The sequence below is a fragment of the Nitrobacter sp. TKz-YC01 genome (assembly GCF_047824785.1).
Lineage (GTDB): Bacteria > Pseudomonadota > Alphaproteobacteria > Rhizobiales > Xanthobacteraceae > Nitrobacter.
The window spans coordinates 237,136-254,820 of record NZ_CP181167.1 but is presented as its reverse complement, the minus strand read 5'-3'; the positions used below and the strand labels follow the sequence as shown (position 1 = coordinate 254,820).

The following is a 17,685-nucleotide window of genomic DNA, read 5'->3' as shown; positions in this document are numbered from 1 at the left end:
CTACAGCATCAGGATGCCGCGACTCTCATAAACCGAGCGGCCGGCATTGACGTCACGGGCCAGCGCCCGACCAAGCGCGTTGCAGATCGCGACAATGCCGTCGATGCGTTCGCTCGAGCGCTCCTTGTCGGGCTTGATGTTGCCGGCCGGATCATGGCGCACGGCAACATTCGACGCGTTCCAGCGCAACACCGGATGCCCGCCATGCCAGAGCGAGCGTGACACCGAAAGCCGCTCCAGCTCCGCCGTGGGTGCCGCCATGGACAAAAACCCCTGACCGAACTGGACAAGGTTCAGGCCTTCATCCTGCAGATGCTGGACAATCTCGCCGGCAAAGGTGCGGTCGTAGGAGAGTTCACGCAGATCGTAGCGGCCGGCAAGGTCGAGGATTTCCTTCTCGACGAAGGCGAAGTCGGTGGCGTTGCCGGGGGTGGCGGTCAAAAATCCCTGATCACGCCAGACATCATAAGGCACGCGGTCGCGCCGTACCCGGCGCACGATGTCGTCTTCGGGGATCCAGAACCGGCAGAGCACGATCCATTTGTCGGCCAGCGCCCCAAGGTCAACATCCAGCGTCGGCGGGAACAGCAACACGAAGGCCGAGAGATCATTGACGCGGGCCAGGTCGAGCCCGCCATAGCATTCGCGCCCCAGAAGCTTGCCTTCCAGGTCCTCCAACTCGTGTTTGACGATGCGCCAGTCAGTGGCAGCCGGCAGCCCGCCTTCCTCCCAGACGCCCATGTCGAGCCAGCGGGTGACCTGCTCGGTCCATTCGTTCAATCTGAGCCGCCGGATCGCGTTCTGCTGCGCCGGCATTTCCCTAGCCTCGTCGATCTGCCGCTTCAGGTCATCCAGCTTCACCGTCACGCCAAGGCTCGGATTGGCCTTCACCCAGACTTCTGGGTTGGTCCAGTCGTCGCCCTCATCAATGGTGGCGATATAGCCGAACCAGCTGTCTGAAGACTCCGTCGGCACCGTGCCTTCCAGCGCCTTGACCGAGAACTCGTGATGCTGGCGGCAGACCGAATGGCGATCGTAACCGGCCGTGGTGATCTCGAAGATCAGCGGCTGGCGCCGCGCGCCGGTCGCGGTGTTGAGCTTCTGGATGATCTCGGGGCCTGGATGTTCGTGCACCTCGTCGACGGCGGCAAAGTGAATGTTCAACCCGTCCATCTTGGTGGCGTCGGCCGACAGCGGCCGGAACCAGGACGATGTGGGCAGCACCGCCAGATTGTTCACGGTCCTGGTAATCCGCGCCTGCAGCGCCGCACTTGCCGCCACCATGCGCTCGGCCTCGCCAAACACGATCCTTGCCTGATCGCGGGTCGTTGCCGCCGAATAGACATGGGCTCCCGGTTCGCCATCGGCGATCAGCGCATAGAGCGCGGTGCCTGCCAGCAGCACCGACTTGCCGTTCTTCCTCGCCACCTCGACATAGGCCGTGCGGAACCGGCGCAGGCTGTCCTGACCAGGACCATTCTTGCGCTTCCAGCCATAGAGCGAGCCGACGACGAACTGCTGCCAGTCCTGCAGCGCAAACGGCTCGCCCGCCCATTCGCCGGTCGAATGGCGCAGATGGCCGAAGAAGTCGATGGCATGCCGCGCCGCAGCGCCATCCCATACCAGGCCGCGCTTGCCGCCGGATTTGAGATCGGCGAGATGCCGCTCGCAGGCCAGCTTCACCAGGCGACCGGCGACGATCCTGCCGCTGACGACACCGCGTGCATAAGCTGTGACCGGGCAGGATGACGCTTTCCTGACCGAGCCGGATTTACGCTTTTCGGCCACGGGTCAAAAAGTCCTCGAAGGGGTCGCTGGTCTCGGCAGGCTCTGCCATGCGGATGCGCGAGCGGCTGGAGGGTGTGAGCCCGAACTCGCTTTCGATCTGTGCCATCTGCGCCAGGCACTTGTTGGCAACCGCCAGGAACGGGTTCTGGATGATGTTGTCGTTCGCCGTCTTCACCACATGGCCGCGGCGTTTGACTTCCTGCTCGGCTTCCAGCCAGCGTCGCCAGATCACCACGTACCGGGCCAGCGCATGCGTATCGAGCTCGGTCATCACGCCATGGCGGGCCAGCAGCTCGGCCATCTCGGAGAACTTTTTCCGGGCGTCCTCATCAAGATGATCGGGCGGCGCAGGAACTGCCACCACCGGTATCGGCTCGGCCTTGTTCAAACGATGCGGACGGGCCGTGCCCTTGACCAGCTTCAGATGCGTTGGCAGCGGCTTGCGGCCGGCCATGTCAAAACTCCATGCATTATCCAGTGCCGTCACCGCGAAGGCGTACCGCCTCGAACAACCTGCGCAGACAGTAACTGCGTGCGATCGACACCACGGTGAAAATCGCGCCCATCGCCATGTTCTCGGCCAGCGTGGTGGAAAGCCCGAACAGTGGGAACACCAGGATCTGCGTGATGACGGCGATGCCATAGCCGATGGCGACATTGGTGAGCGATTCCACCAGCGACATGGTGCGCGACTGCTTCATGCCGCTGCATCCTTGGCCGTATCTCCTGCATCGAGCACACGCTCGGCGGCGATCGCGTCAAAGCTGCGGCCGTCGCCCTCGAGCGTTGCCTGCTTGCCGGTGAATTCCTGCCAGCGCTTGACGACGACATCGCAAAAGGCTTCCGACAATTCGAGGCCATAGACCTTGCGGCCGATCTTTTCGCCCGCAATCAGCTGCGAGCCGGAGCCGGAAAACGGCTCGTAACAGATATCGCCGGGATGGGTGTGCAGTTGCATCGGCAGCGTGAACACCCGCACCGGTTTCGAGGTCGGATGTTCGCGCGTTTCGATTTCCGAGGACGGGATGTTCCAGACCGTCGTCGGCCAGCTTTCGAACCCCTCGCGATTAATCCTTGGCTTCTTGCCGCGAACCCAGCCGAACAGGCAGGGCTCGTGCGCCCACAGCATGACCGAGCGCGTCAGCACCGGGCGGGATTTGGCCCAGATGATCTGCTGGTGATGCAGCACGTCGAACTTGTCCCAGACATTTTCCAGCATGCGCTGGCGGCGCGAGGCGTGCCAGCAATACCAAGCGACATCCTCGGCAATGGCATGCTCGATCGCCGTCCTGCAGAAGGCCTCGTAGAACTGCGGGCCTTGTGAGGAATCATCCCAGTGCGGCTGCTCGATATAGTCCTCGGACCAATCCTTGTTGGTGATCTTCTTCGCCCGCGCCGAGGCGGTCTTCTTCGTCGGATGGTTGGTGCCGTCGTAGTCGACCAGGTAAGGTGGGTCGGTGGCAAACAGCGCAGCGCGCCCGCCGTTCATCAGCCGGGTCACATCAGCGCCATCAGTGGAATCACCGCACAGCAGCCGGTGATCACCCAGCCGCCACAGATCGCCGCGCCGTGTCACCGGCGTTGCCGGCACTTCAGGAATGGCGTCGTCCTCGGTCAGGCCGCCCTGTTCTTCGCGATGGCCGTAGAGCAGGTCCTGGAGTTCGTCGTCGCCGAAGCCGGTGAGCCCGAGATCAAAGCCTGCCTCCTGCAGATCGGAAAGCTCGAGCGCCAGCAGTTCCTCATCCCACCCGGCATTGATGGCAATGCGGTTGTCGGCAAGCACCAGCGCCCGGCGCTGGGTCTCCGACAGACCCGTCAGCACGATGGCCGGCACGGTTTCCATGTTGAGTTTTCGCGCGGCAAGCACCCTTCCATGGCCGGCGATCAGGGTGCCATCCTCGGCAATCAGCACCGGGTTGGTAAAGCCGAAGGCGCGGATCGACCCGGCGATCTCGGCCACCTGCGCGTCCGAATGGGTGCGGGCGTTGCGCGCATAGGGGACCAGCTCATCGAGACGGCGGTATTCGACGGCAAGTTGGCGGGCGGTAACACCGAGATCAACAGGGCCAAGATCAGTCGCGAGCACACAATATCCCTTCAATTCGAACGTTCATTTTATCGTCGCACCCCCATGCTCCATTTTGGCCACGGATGCGTGTTTGGTGGCGCGCGGTCCTGGGAGCGAACTCTCCAGAGATTTGACCTCCCCGGGGGCTATGAGCAGCGCCGCGTATTGCCGAAGCCGCCGTCATGGCTCGCGGTCTTCCGGCCGTGGCACGACGCGCACAGCGCCTGCCAGCGGTTGCGATCCCAGAACACTGTCTCGTTCCCATGATGCGGATCGATGTGATCGACCACACTCGCGGGACGGATCAGATCATGGCGCTGGCATTCGGTGCACAGCGGATGATCGTGCAGGAACGCCGCACGCTCCGTGCGCCACCGCTTCGAATGGTAGAGTGCACGCGATACCGGATCGCGGTTGCGAGCGTAGTCCTGGTCGCGCTCACGCTTCTCGCGTCGTCCGACTGGACGGTGGACGGGTGGACGGACAGGCATGGTGCTGGTCTCAACGGTGCAGGTGATGTTGACAGTGCTGGAAACTACAACGCCTGCGAGGATCATCTCCGTCGCAGGCGCTAATCTCCCGAGCATATCCAGAATCTACCTCAAACAAGCCGGTTCTGTCCGTTCGAAAACTGTCCGGCGGACATTCTTCGTGTGGCTACGAAGTGCTACCAGCCATGATGGCATTCATGCGGAGCCGCGCCGTCAGTCGGGTCCGTCGGCGGGATAGAGCACTTTTCCATGATCGGCTCTTTGTGCGCCCGGCGTTGGCGTGGCGTGATCGATATGCCCGGGCACCATCAGATGATCGACGGCGTGGCCGTTCAAAAGAAGATAGTCAGTGATGATTCTGCGATGACACCGCCACCAAACCGCTTCCGCGCACATCAAGGCAAGTCGCTGGTTCTGACCAAGGCTGACGAGTTCATCGAACGCAGCGCAAAACTGATCGCTCAAGGCATAGTCGGCGTAGTTGTGGAAGCTCTGCACCCGCCACATCGCGTTGAGCTGTTCATCAACGCCGGACTGTTTCGACCGTCGACCGCCCAGCGCGGGACAATGCCGATATCCGATCTGAACTTGTGCAAGGTCAACTGGCAGCCGATCGATGTTGAAGACGGGATTGCTCCGCGACCGTGGGAATGTTCGGACGTCTATCAGCAGATCGACACGCGCCTCGCGCAGCATGTCTAAAAATTCGTCGAGACTGCGGTTGGAGTGACCGATGGTGGTAAACTGTGCTGCCATCAATTGATCTTTGTCATCGCAGCTTCCTTGTGAGCGGCGATGTGATCAGTCTTGTCGCTTTTGATTTCGTACTGCGGGTCATCCTTCGAGGCGCGGTGCCTGTGACCCTTGTAGTCAAAATCCGCATGATGAACTTTGACAATCTTGCCACTCACCCGACCAGCCTCAGAATTCCAGCTCACGTGATCACCAACAGAAAACTTCGACACATCGATCTCCTCATTTTGAAAGTAATGCCGTCGCGGTGGAATCTGTTCCGGGATGCCAGCCCCGCTTGTCCGCCGCAAAAACATCCCGCATCCGTTCGATGACATAGCGCCGCGAGCGGTTCTTAGGCACCGGCTGCCGATTGAGCCTCATGGCGATGATGCAGAGCGCGTAGAACCAGCGCTCGTTGGCGGCAGAGCGTTGCAGCCCAACTTTCCAGCAGATTGCCTTCCACTGTGCATTGTGCGCGCGCATCCACGCGATCCTGCCGTCGATCGGATCGAGGCCGATGGTCCAGGGGAGCGTCTCCTCCATGCGGCTGATGGCAGACGGCGACGGTGGTGGCAGTGATGTTTGCCGTGGGGCCTGACCGACGAGATCGGAGAACTCGGGAAGATAATCCGGCCAGGTGTTGAAATAGCCCTGCCGCTTTTGCGCGGGCAGACGTCTCAAAACTGCGGCAGCTTCCGCCAGCCGTTCTTCGACCAGGCTCGGCGTCCAGGTCGGCCCGGCCATCGCAAACTTCCGATTGCTGTCGACCCGATCGGAACAGTCGTTCATCGCTGTTCTCCCACCAGTACGTATCCGCCGTGATCGTGCGCGTTGGTACAACCTTGGCGCCGAGCTATTGCGGCTTGATCGCCATGACTGCCGGCATGGCGAACGATCGCAACCACGGTTCTGTCGAAGAGCGCCACCTCAATGCTGTTGCTGAGTCTGTCACCACTTGTCGCTACGCGTGCGCGAGACAGAACAGAACGTGGCGAACGGAAGGGGAAAGCAGATTTTCGTTTTGTGTTCATGCGCGTAGCGACAAGTGGTGACAGACTGGCGATTCCAGTCTCGACAAGTAGTGACATCCTCACTTCTCCTTCATCGCTGACAGGGCCTGCCACGCGGTCTTGACCTTGCCCTTGCGTGCCGTTTCCTCGGCTGCGCGTTGCTTGAAAAGATCGTGGACGCGTGGATTGACCACCCAGCGTGGGGCGCTGGAGTTCTTTGGCGGGTCGATCTGAGAGACCCAACCGAGGCTCTCAAGCCGTTCCATCAGCCGCTGAAACTGCCATCGGTCCAACGAGCGCATGGCGTGAATGCCGCGCTGGCAATCGCGCATGGTGATGACTTCGAGCCCGGCGGTCAGCACGTAGCTGGCGACGCCCTGCAACTCTTCGACTTCCGACGACGGGCCAAGCACAGATGTGTAAAAAGCAGCCGCGTGGGGCAGCAGAAAGTCGTGCAGGAACGCAGCCGCGCCCGCGGCGGTTTCGGCCGACACCTCGGGCGGGATGACACTGCGGTTGATGTTGAGAACGCAGTGCCAGACGACGCTCAGCCTGGCGAAGATGCCATCATACTTGCCGATATGTGAAGCGAGCTTGCGGTGTATGCCCTCGATATCCATCAGGGCAAGGTGCCGGGCTTCCAGCTCCTCGCGGATGCGCAGAGCTTCGTCAGAGAAGTACAGCGTCAGGCAATCCGCGTCGTCGCGGCTGTTGCCGAACGACGCAGTCCCGGAGATGCTGATGGTATTGAGCTGCTCGACCAGGGCCTCGTAGCGCTCCGTGGAGCCGAGCGCGGGCGCATCCTTGCCGACCGATGCCCGCTGCAGAACGACCGGCAGCAGGCGCTGCAGCAGGCCGTCGTCAACCGTTTCCTTCGCTACTACCGCGATCGCCTCGGGCTGGATGCCGCCGAGCATCGAGACCGACAGGTTCTCGATCAGCGAGACGCCGCGACCAACGCGATTGATGGCATATTGACCGCCATTGAAGGATTGCAGCCAAAAGGCTCGATCCTTGGCTGCACCTCGGCCACCACTGTTGTATTTGTCCATGGCGCCGAACCAGCCGGAGAGTTCGTCCTGGACGAGCAGGAGCCCGTCGGCGCTGTCCTTCAGAACCTCCTGCGCGGCCTCGATGGTGGTGTCCTCAAGCCGCAGGCGTCTCTGTCTCGGCGGTTGCTCGTCCTTGCGTTCGTCCTTCGACAGATTGTCATAACGTGCCTTGTCGGCGACGTATTTGCGAACCAGACGGCCATCGAGGCGCGCGATCGGGCGCACGGTCTGGCTGGTGATCGGGCTTTTCTTGGTGCTGGGCGTGCCGATTAACGCAACCCACAGGCGGGCGTTCTCGTACCAGTGACCATGCCGTTTCACCTTGATCCTGACACGGTCCGGGATTGCGGCGGCGCAGACCGCCAGCGCCGCCATGGCCAGCCCGGCCGGGTCGGCACCCATCTGCTCGGCCTGCCCGAAAGCGAATGCCTCGAGCTGGCGTGGCAGGACGCCGGTCGGCAGCACAGGCGGCGAGAGTTTCGACCAGAGGTCGACGGGATCGTCCGAATGCGATGGCGATGCCGGCGGCGCAGTATCATCGGCGGCGATCGAGTCTGCGACCTTCTCCTTCTCCTTCGCCGCCGCCGCGACCTTGTTGTCCCACTGCCGCATGGCGTAGGTCCACTTGTCGCGGAAGGCGGCAAGGCCACGCCCTTCATCGTCCAGCGTATTGTCAGCATCCTGCGGCCGAACCTTGCGCTCGTAGATTGCAAAAACCTCGAGCAGCTTCTCCTCGACCTCACGCGATGAAGGTGGGATCGGGCATTCGCGATACCAATCGACGATGGCCGCCCAGATCATGTCGCGCATATAGGCATCGCGACCATCGACGATGTGACCCCAGGCGTCCGTTGCCTGTGACGGAGGCGCTGTGGGCGGTGCTGGCGACAACGACGGCGACAGCGCCGATGACTGGGATGGCACAGCCGCCAGAGGCAGCGTCTCCGATGCTCCGACCTTTTCCAGCAGCCATTGCGGCGCTTCTGCAAGTTCCGTCACGAAGGGCGAGAACAGCCATGTGTAGGCCTTGCCATTCTTGTGCCGGGACGGCGGCGCAATGACAAATCCGCCCTCGGCGCGCACGTCGATGCCGGTGAAGGTTTCCTGCGTATTCCTGATGGAGAGATAATCGGGGTAGCGAAAATAGATGTGCTGGCCACCGCCGCCGGTGCGTGCCCGCCAGGTTTCCGGCTCGCAACCAAGTTCATTGTCGGCAATCCAGTTGTTCCAGGTGGCGGACCCTGAGATGTGTCCCTTCTCGTCGAGATCAATGACGAGAAGTTTCCAGCCATTGCCGAGTGAGGCGGCGCCGGTCAGAAAGCCCATGCGGCAATTGGCGCGGTTGTCGCCGCTCTCGCCATACCAGCGGTCGTGCACGGCTTGCGGGATGCCGTTCTGGAACTCCTTCCAGCCGCCGAGCGGGATCTTCTCGCGACCTCGGGCGGGGATGACGGCGAGACCAAGCGCACGATAGCTCTCCGCCCATCGGCAGGCGCTTGCAGATTCATCAGGCAATTCTACGGTCATTGCGCGCGCCCCATGGTCCCACGTCGTTCATGTCATGGGTGGCGCAGAACGCCGGGACGTTGCCGCTTGGTGCGAGGATGGCAGACAGTGCAGCCGCACCATTCGTCGGCCACACGCGGGCGATCGCGAGATACGCGAAGCGATTCGGGCCGAGCCGGCGCTGGACCAGATGAACGATGTGCTGCTCGCTGGCCCACCATGCGAGACGTGCGACGGCTACGAGTTCCTTGCAATTAGGCCGGGAAAACGCGGACGATTCCTTGGCAACGTCGACGACGAGAAATCCGTCGTGATACTGGAAGATTGCACCCGGTTTGGCGCTCGCCAGCCATAGGCTGAATTCTGCCTCCGTGACGGGCGTGTGGTAGTGGTTGTTGGCGAAGATCGTGTCCATGATGATAAATACCCAACGTGGTCAAAAGCCACCTCACGGAGCCGGCTCCTGGCTCTCCGGAACTGGTGAGATCGCACCGAGGTAAAGGTAGGAGATCCTGAAAAGCCTTGCATTACGAATGACTTCGCTTCGATACGTTGTCGCGGAATTGCGCAGCTGCTCGAAAACAAAGTGACTCTTGCGAAGTCGAACGAACTGCCCATAAGCCGTGGCGGTACTACGGGCCTTCCACCTCATGAAGCTGCTGCTCCTCGAACGCGATGATGTCTTCGAGGCGATAGATCACACGGCCGCCGACCTTCAGGTAGCGCGGGCCCTGTCTAAGCCAGCGCCAACGCTCAAGGGTACGCGGGCTGATCTTCCAGCGGCGCGAAAGGTCGATTTGGTTGAGGTGGCTGAGGTTGTGCATAAGGGCGCTCCATCAAAACTGCGCGTCAATTTCCTTCAGCCTGCTGGGGCCTTCGGAACGACTTCTAGTTTCGATGCAATGCGCGTTTGTTTGTATGGTCAGCGGCGGTAATTCTTATGACACGAGATCACCGCAACCGCTTGAATTTCCAAGGCAATGGTGCCGTCAATATGACATTTGACCCAGCGGCTCATGACACCGGCAATCAGGCCGGCTGAAGGTCGGCCCGAGTGACCTCCCGAAGCGCCGGCGCGAGTCGATAACCTTCGCGTGGTTGGTTCTCAATAAAATCGTTTTTCTGAAGAACAATGCCCTGATCGACGGCAAGCCGAGCCGCAACATCTTTGCGCAATCGCGTCACCTGATGGCGCAGGCTGTCTTCATCAATTTCGAGCGTTTCAGCCAGTTTCCATGTCTGAATGAATGGCACGTCCGCCATTCGTGACTTCGCCGAACGATGGTTTTCGATCAGGGCTGCAATCAGTTTGAAGTTTGTTCCCTCAAGATAGTAGCCACCTTTAAACCAGATTCGCTTAGCCTGTGTATCTACCGCAAACTCGCAAAGGGGGCGCACAAGCCGATCCATGAACTCGCCGACCTGTTGATCGTAATCCGCGATGGGTGACGCGTCTAAATGGGTCCGGCTGAAGCAAAGCGAGAGCAGAGATCCCGGCGCCAGCGTGTTGCGGGCTAGCGCGAAACCATGCAGTTTTAGTCCAGCCTCGATAACCGACAAGACGTCGGTGGCGTGTCGACGGTGCAAGTCCCAAATATGATCGCGCGCCTGATCGCAGGAGAGGTCCGGAAAATATTTGAAAGCCGAAGCGACCTGCGGATTCTGGACTACGAACTGACCTTTCTCACACGCAACGATCGACTGACAGAATTTAACATATGCCACCGCCATCCGCACTTGTTCGTCAATGCTCCGATCACCAGTCAGCAGGTCGATGGCATAGTCTGTCACCGGCTCGAGGTCTTCTGCACCTGCTGCGAGCACGGCAAAACGACGATCGATACACTGCGAGCAGGCGCCGCAATGTCGGACGGTCTTGGTCCAACCCCGCGGATGCGCGCAGCTGACGGTTCTCGACAGCATATGTCCGAAACCATTGTGCAGAATTCTCTCGACCACTTCCTTTTTCGTCAGCCAAATATAGGGCGTTCTGACGTCGATCTGCTCTCCAGCGAGCAGCGAAAAGATAATCTCGAAGCCACGAATCACCTTTGGATGCGTCGTGCGCGTGGCGCGACTTCCCAGCACATCGCGAGCAATCGGAAGATTAAAGCTGACCACGCCGTTTTCAAAAAAGGTGAAAGCGGTCTTCCCAAACATGCGCGCTATAACAAAGGCGAGGCTGGCATACAGGAATGAGCGCGAGCGCTGCGTTGACTCGGTTGCATTGACACCGGTGTTCGTGATGTTCACCGGAACATAGAGCAACCTGTTTGCAAACCCGACTCCGCCCAGGTTGGCTACAAGTTCTCTCTGGATTGAAAAAACTTTCGGGGCGGAATGATGCCCGACCAGCACGGCCTTGCGTCCCTGAGCGATGACGGTGTCAAGAGCACCGGCATAAGAATCGATACCGCCCGAAAAGAGGGCGATCTCATCTGCATCGATCACACCATCCGAAAGTCCGTCAAAATAAGCATTTTTCTCCACAAACGGATTGGGGGCGGCGACGAACACAAAGTCATAGCTATCGTCGGAAAGGAATCTGAGCGTCGTATGCAGGGCTGAACTGAGCTCTGTGCCAGACCAGATTTCGGGGTTCCGGACCGGAATGGTAAAATGCATCGAGCGGCGCCACGAGCTTCCCGCGAGGGTTAGCTTATCCGAACCGCGGGAAGCGCGCTGGTCAGCGCAATAGACATATGCAGCAATCTCCAGCAGATCGAGCAGAAGGTCAGGAACGTTGCTGACCATTGATCGGCTGATATCCGAAATCTTGAGATTGACGTTTCTGTGCGGGCCCTGGACGTCCAGGGTGAGCTGCTGCACGTCAGGACCTGCATCAGCCAAGACGACACCGCCACAGGCAAATTCGAATTGCTTCATAGCGGCCGGCCACTCCGCCGCGAGAGTTCCTTCCTGATTTTGGTGAATGCATGCGCGGCGAAACCGGCAGCATCACGCCGCGAAAGTTCCTTCTCCAAGTGAAACTTGTTCTTGCCAAGCCAGTCCTTGGCAAAGCCCCGCATGATAATTGTGGTCTCCGAGCAGTACCTTTTTACGGTACCGTCGAAGTGCCGTGCATCGGCTACAGATTGGAGGAAGTTTCCAGGTCCGATATGGCGAGGGATCTCGCGTTCCAGGAAATACTGGAGATGACCCTCCAGCAGATTCGTGAAAAACCGCTGCGCGAGTTCTCCGAAGCGCTCCGTGGAGGCAAAAGTTGCCAGTGTCGTCCGCTCGTCCTCTCTGGTCGATTTCCATAGTGTCGGAAGCCGGTCGTTTGCTAGGCCCTGAAGCGCGGCAATTGCAGCGTTCTTCGCAATTAAACCGAAATCAGTCAGCGATCGCTTATGTCCGCCACGTGCTTTTTCTATTGCGTCGTCGAAAGCGGCCAGCACATCCGTAACAGTTGGGGTTTCCGGAACTTGTAAACCTAGCTTGCCCAAGGCGGCAGCAAAGTCTTCCGAGCACGCAGCCTGTGGAATCTTGAGGAAGAGCCAGAGGGCTTCGACGAAAGCCGGGTCATCGACTGCCTCTGCCAGGGAGCGATCGGCTGCACGCTCAACCGACTCGGCGAGGTCGGATACCGAGACATCCCCTTCGCTCAGGAGATGGACCACTTCCCGCCACTTCCGGGTGGTCGGCGGGTTGCCAAGTCTCATATGCCCCATCTTCCACCCCTGGGCGAGCGCCGAAAGCATTATATGAAGTACAGCGTCTCTACCTGCGGTTGAGAAATAGTTAATTGTCGGGATAGGAGCAGATTTCAAAAATATAGGCAGCTTTCACAATCGAGGCGCCTTGTGCATCGGGAGCGCGTGGCTGCAAACGTCGTACGAATCAGCGATGCACCCATCGATATGGAAGTCGCAAATTCGTTGTCGACGAGGAGAAAGGTTGAAAACGCGGCTTTCGTGTTTGTTCGCTCATTTGCTTTTGTTTTCGAGATGACTCTTCAAGTTACTGATTTTTCTGTTTTTATTCCGATTCCTATGATTGCCTCGGCTCCAAACGGAGACCGCGTATGGCGATGAACCCGCTTTCCCCTGATCGCATGAGCGCCGACGAACGGCTGACCGAACTCTGTAGCATCCTCGCCGCAGGCCTACGGCGGGTTCTGTCCGAACAGTCCAGTTCTTTATCTCCCTCCGGAAGAGACAGTTCATTCGACATTCTCGCCCTCAAACGCCGTGTTGGTCGTCGCAAACCGAGCAACCGAGTTGGAGGGCGATGATGTCGGGAATGGCGAAGCGGGCTGGGCCGAGACGGAACCAGCAGCATGAAAACGCTGCAGCGGACACGCCGGTGTTGGCCAGGCTCGCGGCGCTGAAGCGCATGTCGGTCAAGGAACTGAAAGCTGAGTGGGAGGCCTTGTTCGCTGTGCCGGCGCCGAACAACAGCCGCGGCTATCTTGAGATGCGGCTGGCCTGGCGCATCCAGGAGCTGACCCTCGGCGGGCTTTCCTGCGAGACCCGCAAGATGCTGGATCTTCTGGCCAACGAGATCGACGGTAAGTCCGACCGCAAGGCGATCATCGCCGATGCGCGCAATCCAGTTATCGGCACAAGACTGGTGCGTGAATGGGACGGCGTCGAGCACACGGTCACCGTGATGCGCGATGGCTTCGATTGGCAGGGACGGTGCTTCAAGTCGCTGTCGGCGGTGGCCAAGGCGATCACCGGTACGCAGTGGAACGGCTATCGCTTTTTCGGGCTCCGCGAAGCACGGAGAGACAAGCGATGACCGGCGTGACCGCACAGATTCCGCGCCGATTGCGCTGCGCCATCTATACCCGCAAATCGAGCGAGGAGGGGCTCGACATGGAGTTCAACTCGCTCGAGGCCCAACGCGAGTCCTGCGAGTCCTATATCGCCAGCCAGCGGTCGGAAGGGTTCGCCGCCATTCGCGAACGTTACGATGATGGCGGCTTTTCCGGCGGCACGCTGAAGCGCCCGGCGTTAACGCGGCTGCTGGCCGATATCGAGGACGGGTTGATCGACGTGGTCGTCGTTTACAAGATCGACCGATTGAGCCGCTCGCTGATGGATTTCTCCAAGCTGGTCGAGGTCTTCGACCAAAACAATGTCACCTTTGTCTCCATTACCCAGTCCTTCAACACGACCACGTCCATGGGGCGGTTGACGCTCAACATTCTGCTGTCGTTTGCCCAGTTCGAGCGCGAGGTGATCGGCGAGCGCATTCGCGACAAGATCGCTGCCTCGCGCAAACGCGGCATGTGGATGGGCGGGTTCGTACCGCTCGGCTATCGTGTCGAAAACCGCAAGCTGGTGATCGAGGAATCGGAAGCCGCCACTGTCCGGATGATCTTCGAGCGGTTCGTTGCCATCGGTTCTGCCACCGTGCTGGCCAAAACCCTTGCCGCCGAGAACGTCCGCACTCGCCGCGGCAAGCTGATCGACAAGGGCTTTCTCTACAAGCTCATCAACAACCGGGTCTACATCGGCGAGGCGGTGCACAAGGGCACCAGCTATCCTGGCGAGCACGAGGCGATCATCGACCGCGCCTTGTGGGACAGACGATCAGACATATCCGTGAGCTGACATTGATCATGGAAAAAGAGATCAATATCGTCGTTCTTGATTGCGCCCGCGCGCGTCGGCGGATGATGAAGAACGCAGATCGATTCCCGCCGACGACGTTACATTGACGCTGTTCCGCGGCGACCGCATTAATTTCGTGCCCGGCGCCATCCCGCCGCCTGCGCCTCGTCCTCGCTACAGAACCACTGCTCGCCCTTGGTCTCGGTGATCCGGGTTCCGTCGTAATCGTGCTGGCCCGGCATGTGATAGATGCGAGTGCCGTTACGGCTGATGTTGCCCTTGATCCGGCAGCCGGTTATTGGACTCACGGACGCTAGTGGTTTCGGCAAGAGACGCTGCTGTGCATCGATCGGGACCGATAACGCACCGAGTATCTCTGTCTGCGGACCGCGATGGCGCCAGTCCCATGGCGCAATGAATGCACCAGACCACAGTCCAGCCTGCCGGGAACGAGCGGTCTGTTCCTGGTTGGCATAGATGTTCGAGTAGCGCCTGAAAGCGAGCGCCCAGCCGCTGGCCACCATTGCGGCGTTGATGTCCATCTGGCCGGCAGAGCAGGTCATGATGTGTCGGCCATAGAGGTCGATCTCGTCGCCGCTGCAGATAATTGCGCGGCCCTGGATCAACCCGGTCAGTGCATCACGCGCGGCAATGCCGCAGGCGTAATTTTCGCCAGTCTTGTTGATACAAGTCTGGTCCGTCTCCGGCGCGTCGATACCATTCAGCCGGATCCTCGCGCCCTCCACCGTAATCGTATCTCCATCGGAAATCCTCGCCATGCCTGTTATTGTCGTTGCTGCTGGCGCAGTCGTCGGGCCTGCAAGCAGCGTTGTAATGACAGTCAGGGAAGCAAGGGCGGAGCGAATAACCATGGGCGTATTGTCCCTGTTTCAGGATGGATTGAAAGACGGCGGCAATTGAGACGTTTATTCCAGGATAATGCACGTCAATTGATCGAGCGCGACCCGTTACAGCCTATTACGGTGCACAGAGGGCCGCTGCCCGAGCCCGCTTTTCCGGCGATCGCCAGGCTTTCCTTCATTGGGCAAAGGTGGCGGCGGAGATTGCGCGGATCAGCAGCGCCCCGATGGACTACGAAGTTGTCAAAGCCATTGTTGCCGAGGAGGAACATCAGGTGAAACTGCAAGGAGCCTTCGAGCATGTCGATGGCCGACCCTCATGATCGTATTGGCATGGCTGCTCTGATCTGAAGCCGACATGAACCAGGCACACCAGGATCAGGGACGAGAGCTTCTCGCAGGTCTTGTCGAGCGGGTCACGTTCCACAATTCCGAGAACGGCTTCTGCGTCTTGCGCGTCAAGGCGCGGGGGCTGCGTGATCTCGTAACGACGGTCGGTCACGCGGCAACGATTTCGGCGGGTGAATGGATCACTGCTTCGGGCGTCTGGATCAACGACCGCACCCACGGACTGCAGTTCAAGGCTCATTTTCTCAAGACCTCGGCGCCCTCCAGCATCGAAGGCATCGAGAAGTATCTGGGCTCCGGCATGATCCGCGGCATCGGAGCGGTCTATGCGAAACGCCTCGTCAAGCAGTTCGGCAAAGACGTGTTCGACATTATCGAAGAAACCCCGGAACGCCTGCGAGAGGTGGAAGGGATCGGGCCGATCCGGGCAGCCCGGATCATCTCGGGCTGGGCTGACCAGAAGGTCATTCGGGAGATCATGGTCTTCCTGCACCAGCATGGTGTGGGCACGGCGCGCGCGGTGCGGATCTTCAAGACCTACGGCACCGACGCCGTGCAGGTGATGAGCGAGAACCCCTATCGGCTGGCCAGGGATATCCGGGGCATTGGCTTTCGCACCGCTGATCTCATTGCGGAAAAGCTTGGCATCGAGAAGACCGCCATGATCCGTGTGCGTGCCGGGATTTCTTTTGCGCTAACCGAGGCGATGAATGACGGCCATTGCGGACTGCCACGAGGCGACCTGACGGGGCTTGCCGGGAAACTGCTGGAAGTCCCGACCGATCTCATCGATGCCGCCATACGGCTCGAGCTCGAAGAAGGGACCGTCACAGCGGACCGTGTTGGCGATACCGAATGCCTGTTCCTGACCGGCCTCTACCTGGCGGAACGCGCCATCGCGGAGCATCTGGCGCGGCTGGGTGGCGGGGCGCGGCCATGGCCCGAGATCGATGCCGATCGTGCCCTGCCGTGGATCGAACAGAAGACCGGCCTCACACTTGCCGCCAGCCAAGCCGAAGCGATCCGGCTGGCGCTGCGCTCGAAGGTTCTGGTCATCACCGGCGGTCCCGGTGTCGGCAAGACTACCATCGTCAATTCGATCCTGCGCATCCTGGCAGCGAAGGACACAAAGCTTCTGCTCTGCGCGCCGACCGGCCGCGCCGCCAAGCGCATGACCGAGGCGACCGGTCGGGAAGCCCGGACCATCCACCGCCTGCTCGAGTTCGGTCCCAAGACCTTCGGATTCAAACGTACCGACGATAATCCGCTCGACTGCGATTTGCTCGTCATCGACGAAAGCTCGATGGTCGACGTCTCGTTGATGCAGTCGCTCCTGAAGGCGGTGCCTAGTTCAGCAGCCCTGCTGATCGTGGGTGATATCGATCAATTGCCGTCGGTCGGACCGGGACAGGTTCTCGCCGACATCATTGGCTCTGGCGTCATTCCGGTCGTACGGCTGACGGAGGTGTTCCGCCAGGCCGCGCAAAGCCGGATTATCACCAGCGCCCACCAGATCAACGAGGGGCGCCTGCCGGACCTTCTGCCTCCTGACGGAGAATCAGACTTCTATTTCGTGCCGGCTGCGGACCCCGAACAGGCCGTGCCGCGCATCGTCGAGCTGGTGCGCCATCGGATCCCGCGCCGCTTCGGCTTCGATCCAATCAGGGACATTCAGGTCCTGTGTCCGATGAACCGCGGCGGTGTTGGTGCCCGTTCGCTCAATATTGAACTCCAGGCTGCTCTCAACCCGGCGGGCGAAAACAAGGTCGAGCGGTTCGGCTGGACCTTTGCACCGGGCGACAAGGTGATGCAGATTGAGAACGACTACGATAAGGAAGTCTACAACGGCGACATCGGCATGATCACGGCCGTCAACCCGGATGAGGGCGAAGTCGCCATCGATTTCGACGGCCGCACCGTCAGCTTCGACTTCGGCGAGCTCGACACCGTCGTGCCGGCCTACGCGGCGACGATCCACAAGGCGCAGGGCTCGGAATATCCGGCCGTCGTCATTCCGATCATGACGCAGCACTACGCCATGCTTCAGCGCAATCTCCTCTACACCGGCGTCACGCGCGGCAAGAAGCTGGTGGTGCTGGTCGGGCAGAAGAAGGCCGTCGCCATCGCGGTGAAGAACGTCTCAGGTCGGCGGCGCTGGTCGAAGTTGGGCGAGTGGTTGATGGCGGGCCAACATCATGAAGATCGTCGACTTTCATCGAATGCTTCGCAGTGATCTTGTCCGTGGGCTTTTCGCTGCACCACG

General features: G+C 60.2%; 17 protein-coding genes and 1 pseudogene. 3 read left to right on the top strand and 15 right to left on the bottom strand.

Annotated elements, in window-relative coordinates:
• The 13 genes from ACMYR2_RS01205 to ACMYR2_RS01145 all read right to left on the bottom strand — a co-directional run bounded on the left by ACMYR2_RS01205 (window position 1) and on the right by ACMYR2_RS01145 (window position 12,315).
• Window positions 1-1,788 (bottom strand): terminase large subunit, encoded by a 1,788-nt coding sequence (locus ACMYR2_RS01205; RefSeq protein WP_416193530.1) that lies wholly within the window; start codon window positions 1,786-1,788, stop codon window positions 1-3.
• Entirely contained in the window at window positions 1,772-2,242 is a 471-nt protein-coding gene (locus tag ACMYR2_RS01200; RefSeq protein WP_416193529.1) for a phage terminase small subunit P27 family, read from the bottom strand. The genes ACMYR2_RS01205 and ACMYR2_RS01200 overlap by 17 nt, the downstream gene beginning before the upstream one ends.
• A 16-nt stretch (window positions 2,243-2,258) precedes the next feature.
• Window positions 2,259-2,489, bottom strand: coding sequence for a hypothetical protein (locus ACMYR2_RS01195; RefSeq protein WP_056245954.1), 231 nt, complete (start codon window positions 2,487-2,489; stop codon window positions 2,259-2,261).
• Entirely contained in the window at window positions 2,486-3,748 is a 1,263-nt protein-coding gene (locus ACMYR2_RS01190) for a site-specific DNA-methyltransferase (protein WP_416193528.1), read from the bottom strand. The genes ACMYR2_RS01195 and ACMYR2_RS01190 overlap by 4 nt, the downstream gene beginning before the upstream one ends.
• 254 nt (window positions 3,749-4,002) lie before the next feature.
• A complete protein-coding gene (locus tag ACMYR2_RS01185; protein WP_416193527.1) occupies window positions 4,003-4,413 on the bottom strand; it encodes an HNH endonuclease in 411 nt (136 codons plus the stop codon).
• Window positions 4,414-4,560: 147 nt separating this feature from the next.
• A complete protein-coding gene (locus ACMYR2_RS01180; protein ID WP_416194140.1) occupies window positions 4,561-5,043 on the bottom strand; it encodes a DUF488 family protein in 483 nt (160 codons plus the stop codon).
• Window positions 5,044-5,102: 59 nt separating this feature from the next.
• On the bottom strand, window positions 5,103-5,312 hold the full coding sequence (locus tag ACMYR2_RS01175; protein ID WP_347264742.1) for a DUF2945 domain-containing protein: 210 nt from the start codon (window positions 5,310-5,312) through the stop codon (window positions 5,103-5,105).
• A 10-nt stretch (window positions 5,313-5,322) separates the two neighbouring features.
• Window positions 5,323-5,871: a DUF6362 family protein gene (locus ACMYR2_RS01170; protein WP_416193526.1), complete on the bottom strand. Its 549-nt coding sequence runs from the start codon at window positions 5,869-5,871 to the stop codon at window positions 5,323-5,325.
• Between the two features lie 301 nt (window positions 5,872-6,172).
• On the bottom strand, window positions 6,173-8,671 hold the full coding sequence (locus ACMYR2_RS01165) for a DUF3987 domain-containing protein (RefSeq protein WP_416193525.1): 2,499 nt from the start codon (window positions 8,669-8,671) through the stop codon (window positions 6,173-6,175).
• Window positions 8,652-9,065, bottom strand: coding sequence for a hypothetical protein (locus tag ACMYR2_RS01160; protein ID WP_347264739.1), 414 nt, complete (start codon window positions 9,063-9,065; stop codon window positions 8,652-8,654). Before ACMYR2_RS01160 ends, ACMYR2_RS01165 begins: the two co-directional genes overlap by 20 nt.
• A 217-nt stretch (window positions 9,066-9,282) precedes the next feature.
• Window positions 9,283-9,474: a DNA-binding protein gene (locus ACMYR2_RS01155; protein ID WP_347264738.1), complete on the bottom strand. Its 192-nt coding sequence runs from the start codon at window positions 9,472-9,474 to the stop codon at window positions 9,283-9,285.
• A 205-nt stretch (window positions 9,475-9,679) separates the two neighbouring features.
• The gene (locus ACMYR2_RS01150; RefSeq protein ID WP_416193524.1) at window positions 9,680-11,536 is read right to left on the bottom strand and encodes a 7-cyano-7-deazaguanine synthase; all 1,857 of its coding nucleotides are present in this window, start codon (window positions 11,534-11,536) and stop codon (window positions 9,680-9,682) included.
• Window positions 11,533-12,315: a hypothetical protein gene (locus ACMYR2_RS01145; protein ID WP_347264736.1), complete on the bottom strand. Its 783-nt coding sequence runs from the start codon at window positions 12,313-12,315 to the stop codon at window positions 11,533-11,535. The genes ACMYR2_RS01150 and ACMYR2_RS01145 overlap by 4 nt, the downstream gene beginning before the upstream one ends.
• 643 nt (window positions 12,316-12,958) lie before the next feature.
• Here ACMYR2_RS01145 and ACMYR2_RS01140 point away from each other — a divergent pair.
• Together ACMYR2_RS01140 and ACMYR2_RS01135 are read left to right on the top strand one after the other, a co-directional pair.
• The gene (locus tag ACMYR2_RS01140) at window positions 12,959-13,396 is read left to right on the top strand and encodes a DUF2924 domain-containing protein (RefSeq protein WP_416193523.1); all 438 of its coding nucleotides are present in this window, start codon (window positions 12,959-12,961) and stop codon (window positions 13,394-13,396) included.
• A pseudogene (locus ACMYR2_RS01135) lies at window positions 13,393-14,190 on the top strand (recombinase family protein); the annotation flags it as partial. The gene ACMYR2_RS01140 and the pseudogene ACMYR2_RS01135, both read left to right, overlap by 4 nt.
• Window positions 14,191-14,342: 152 nt before the next feature.
• Here the strand turns inward: ACMYR2_RS01135 and ACMYR2_RS01130 are convergent.
• Window positions 14,343-15,086 (bottom strand): thermonuclease family protein, encoded by a 744-nt coding sequence (locus ACMYR2_RS01130; protein ID WP_416193522.1) that lies wholly within the window; start codon window positions 15,084-15,086, stop codon window positions 14,343-14,345.
• A gap of 74 nt (window positions 15,087-15,160) precedes the next feature.
• On the bottom strand, window positions 15,161-15,376 hold the full coding sequence (locus tag ACMYR2_RS01125; RefSeq protein WP_416193521.1) for a hypothetical protein: 216 nt from the start codon (window positions 15,374-15,376) through the stop codon (window positions 15,161-15,163).
• Between the two features lie 56 nt (window positions 15,377-15,432).
• On the opposite strand from ACMYR2_RS01125, the gene ACMYR2_RS01120 reads away from it, so the two are divergent.
• Window positions 15,433-17,655 carry an ATP-dependent RecD-like DNA helicase gene (locus tag ACMYR2_RS01120; RefSeq protein WP_416193520.1) on the top strand — a complete coding sequence of 741 codons (2,223 nt, stop codon included), beginning with the start codon at window positions 15,433-15,435 and terminating at the stop codon, window positions 17,653-17,655.
• Window positions 17,656-17,685 lie beyond the last annotated feature (30 nt).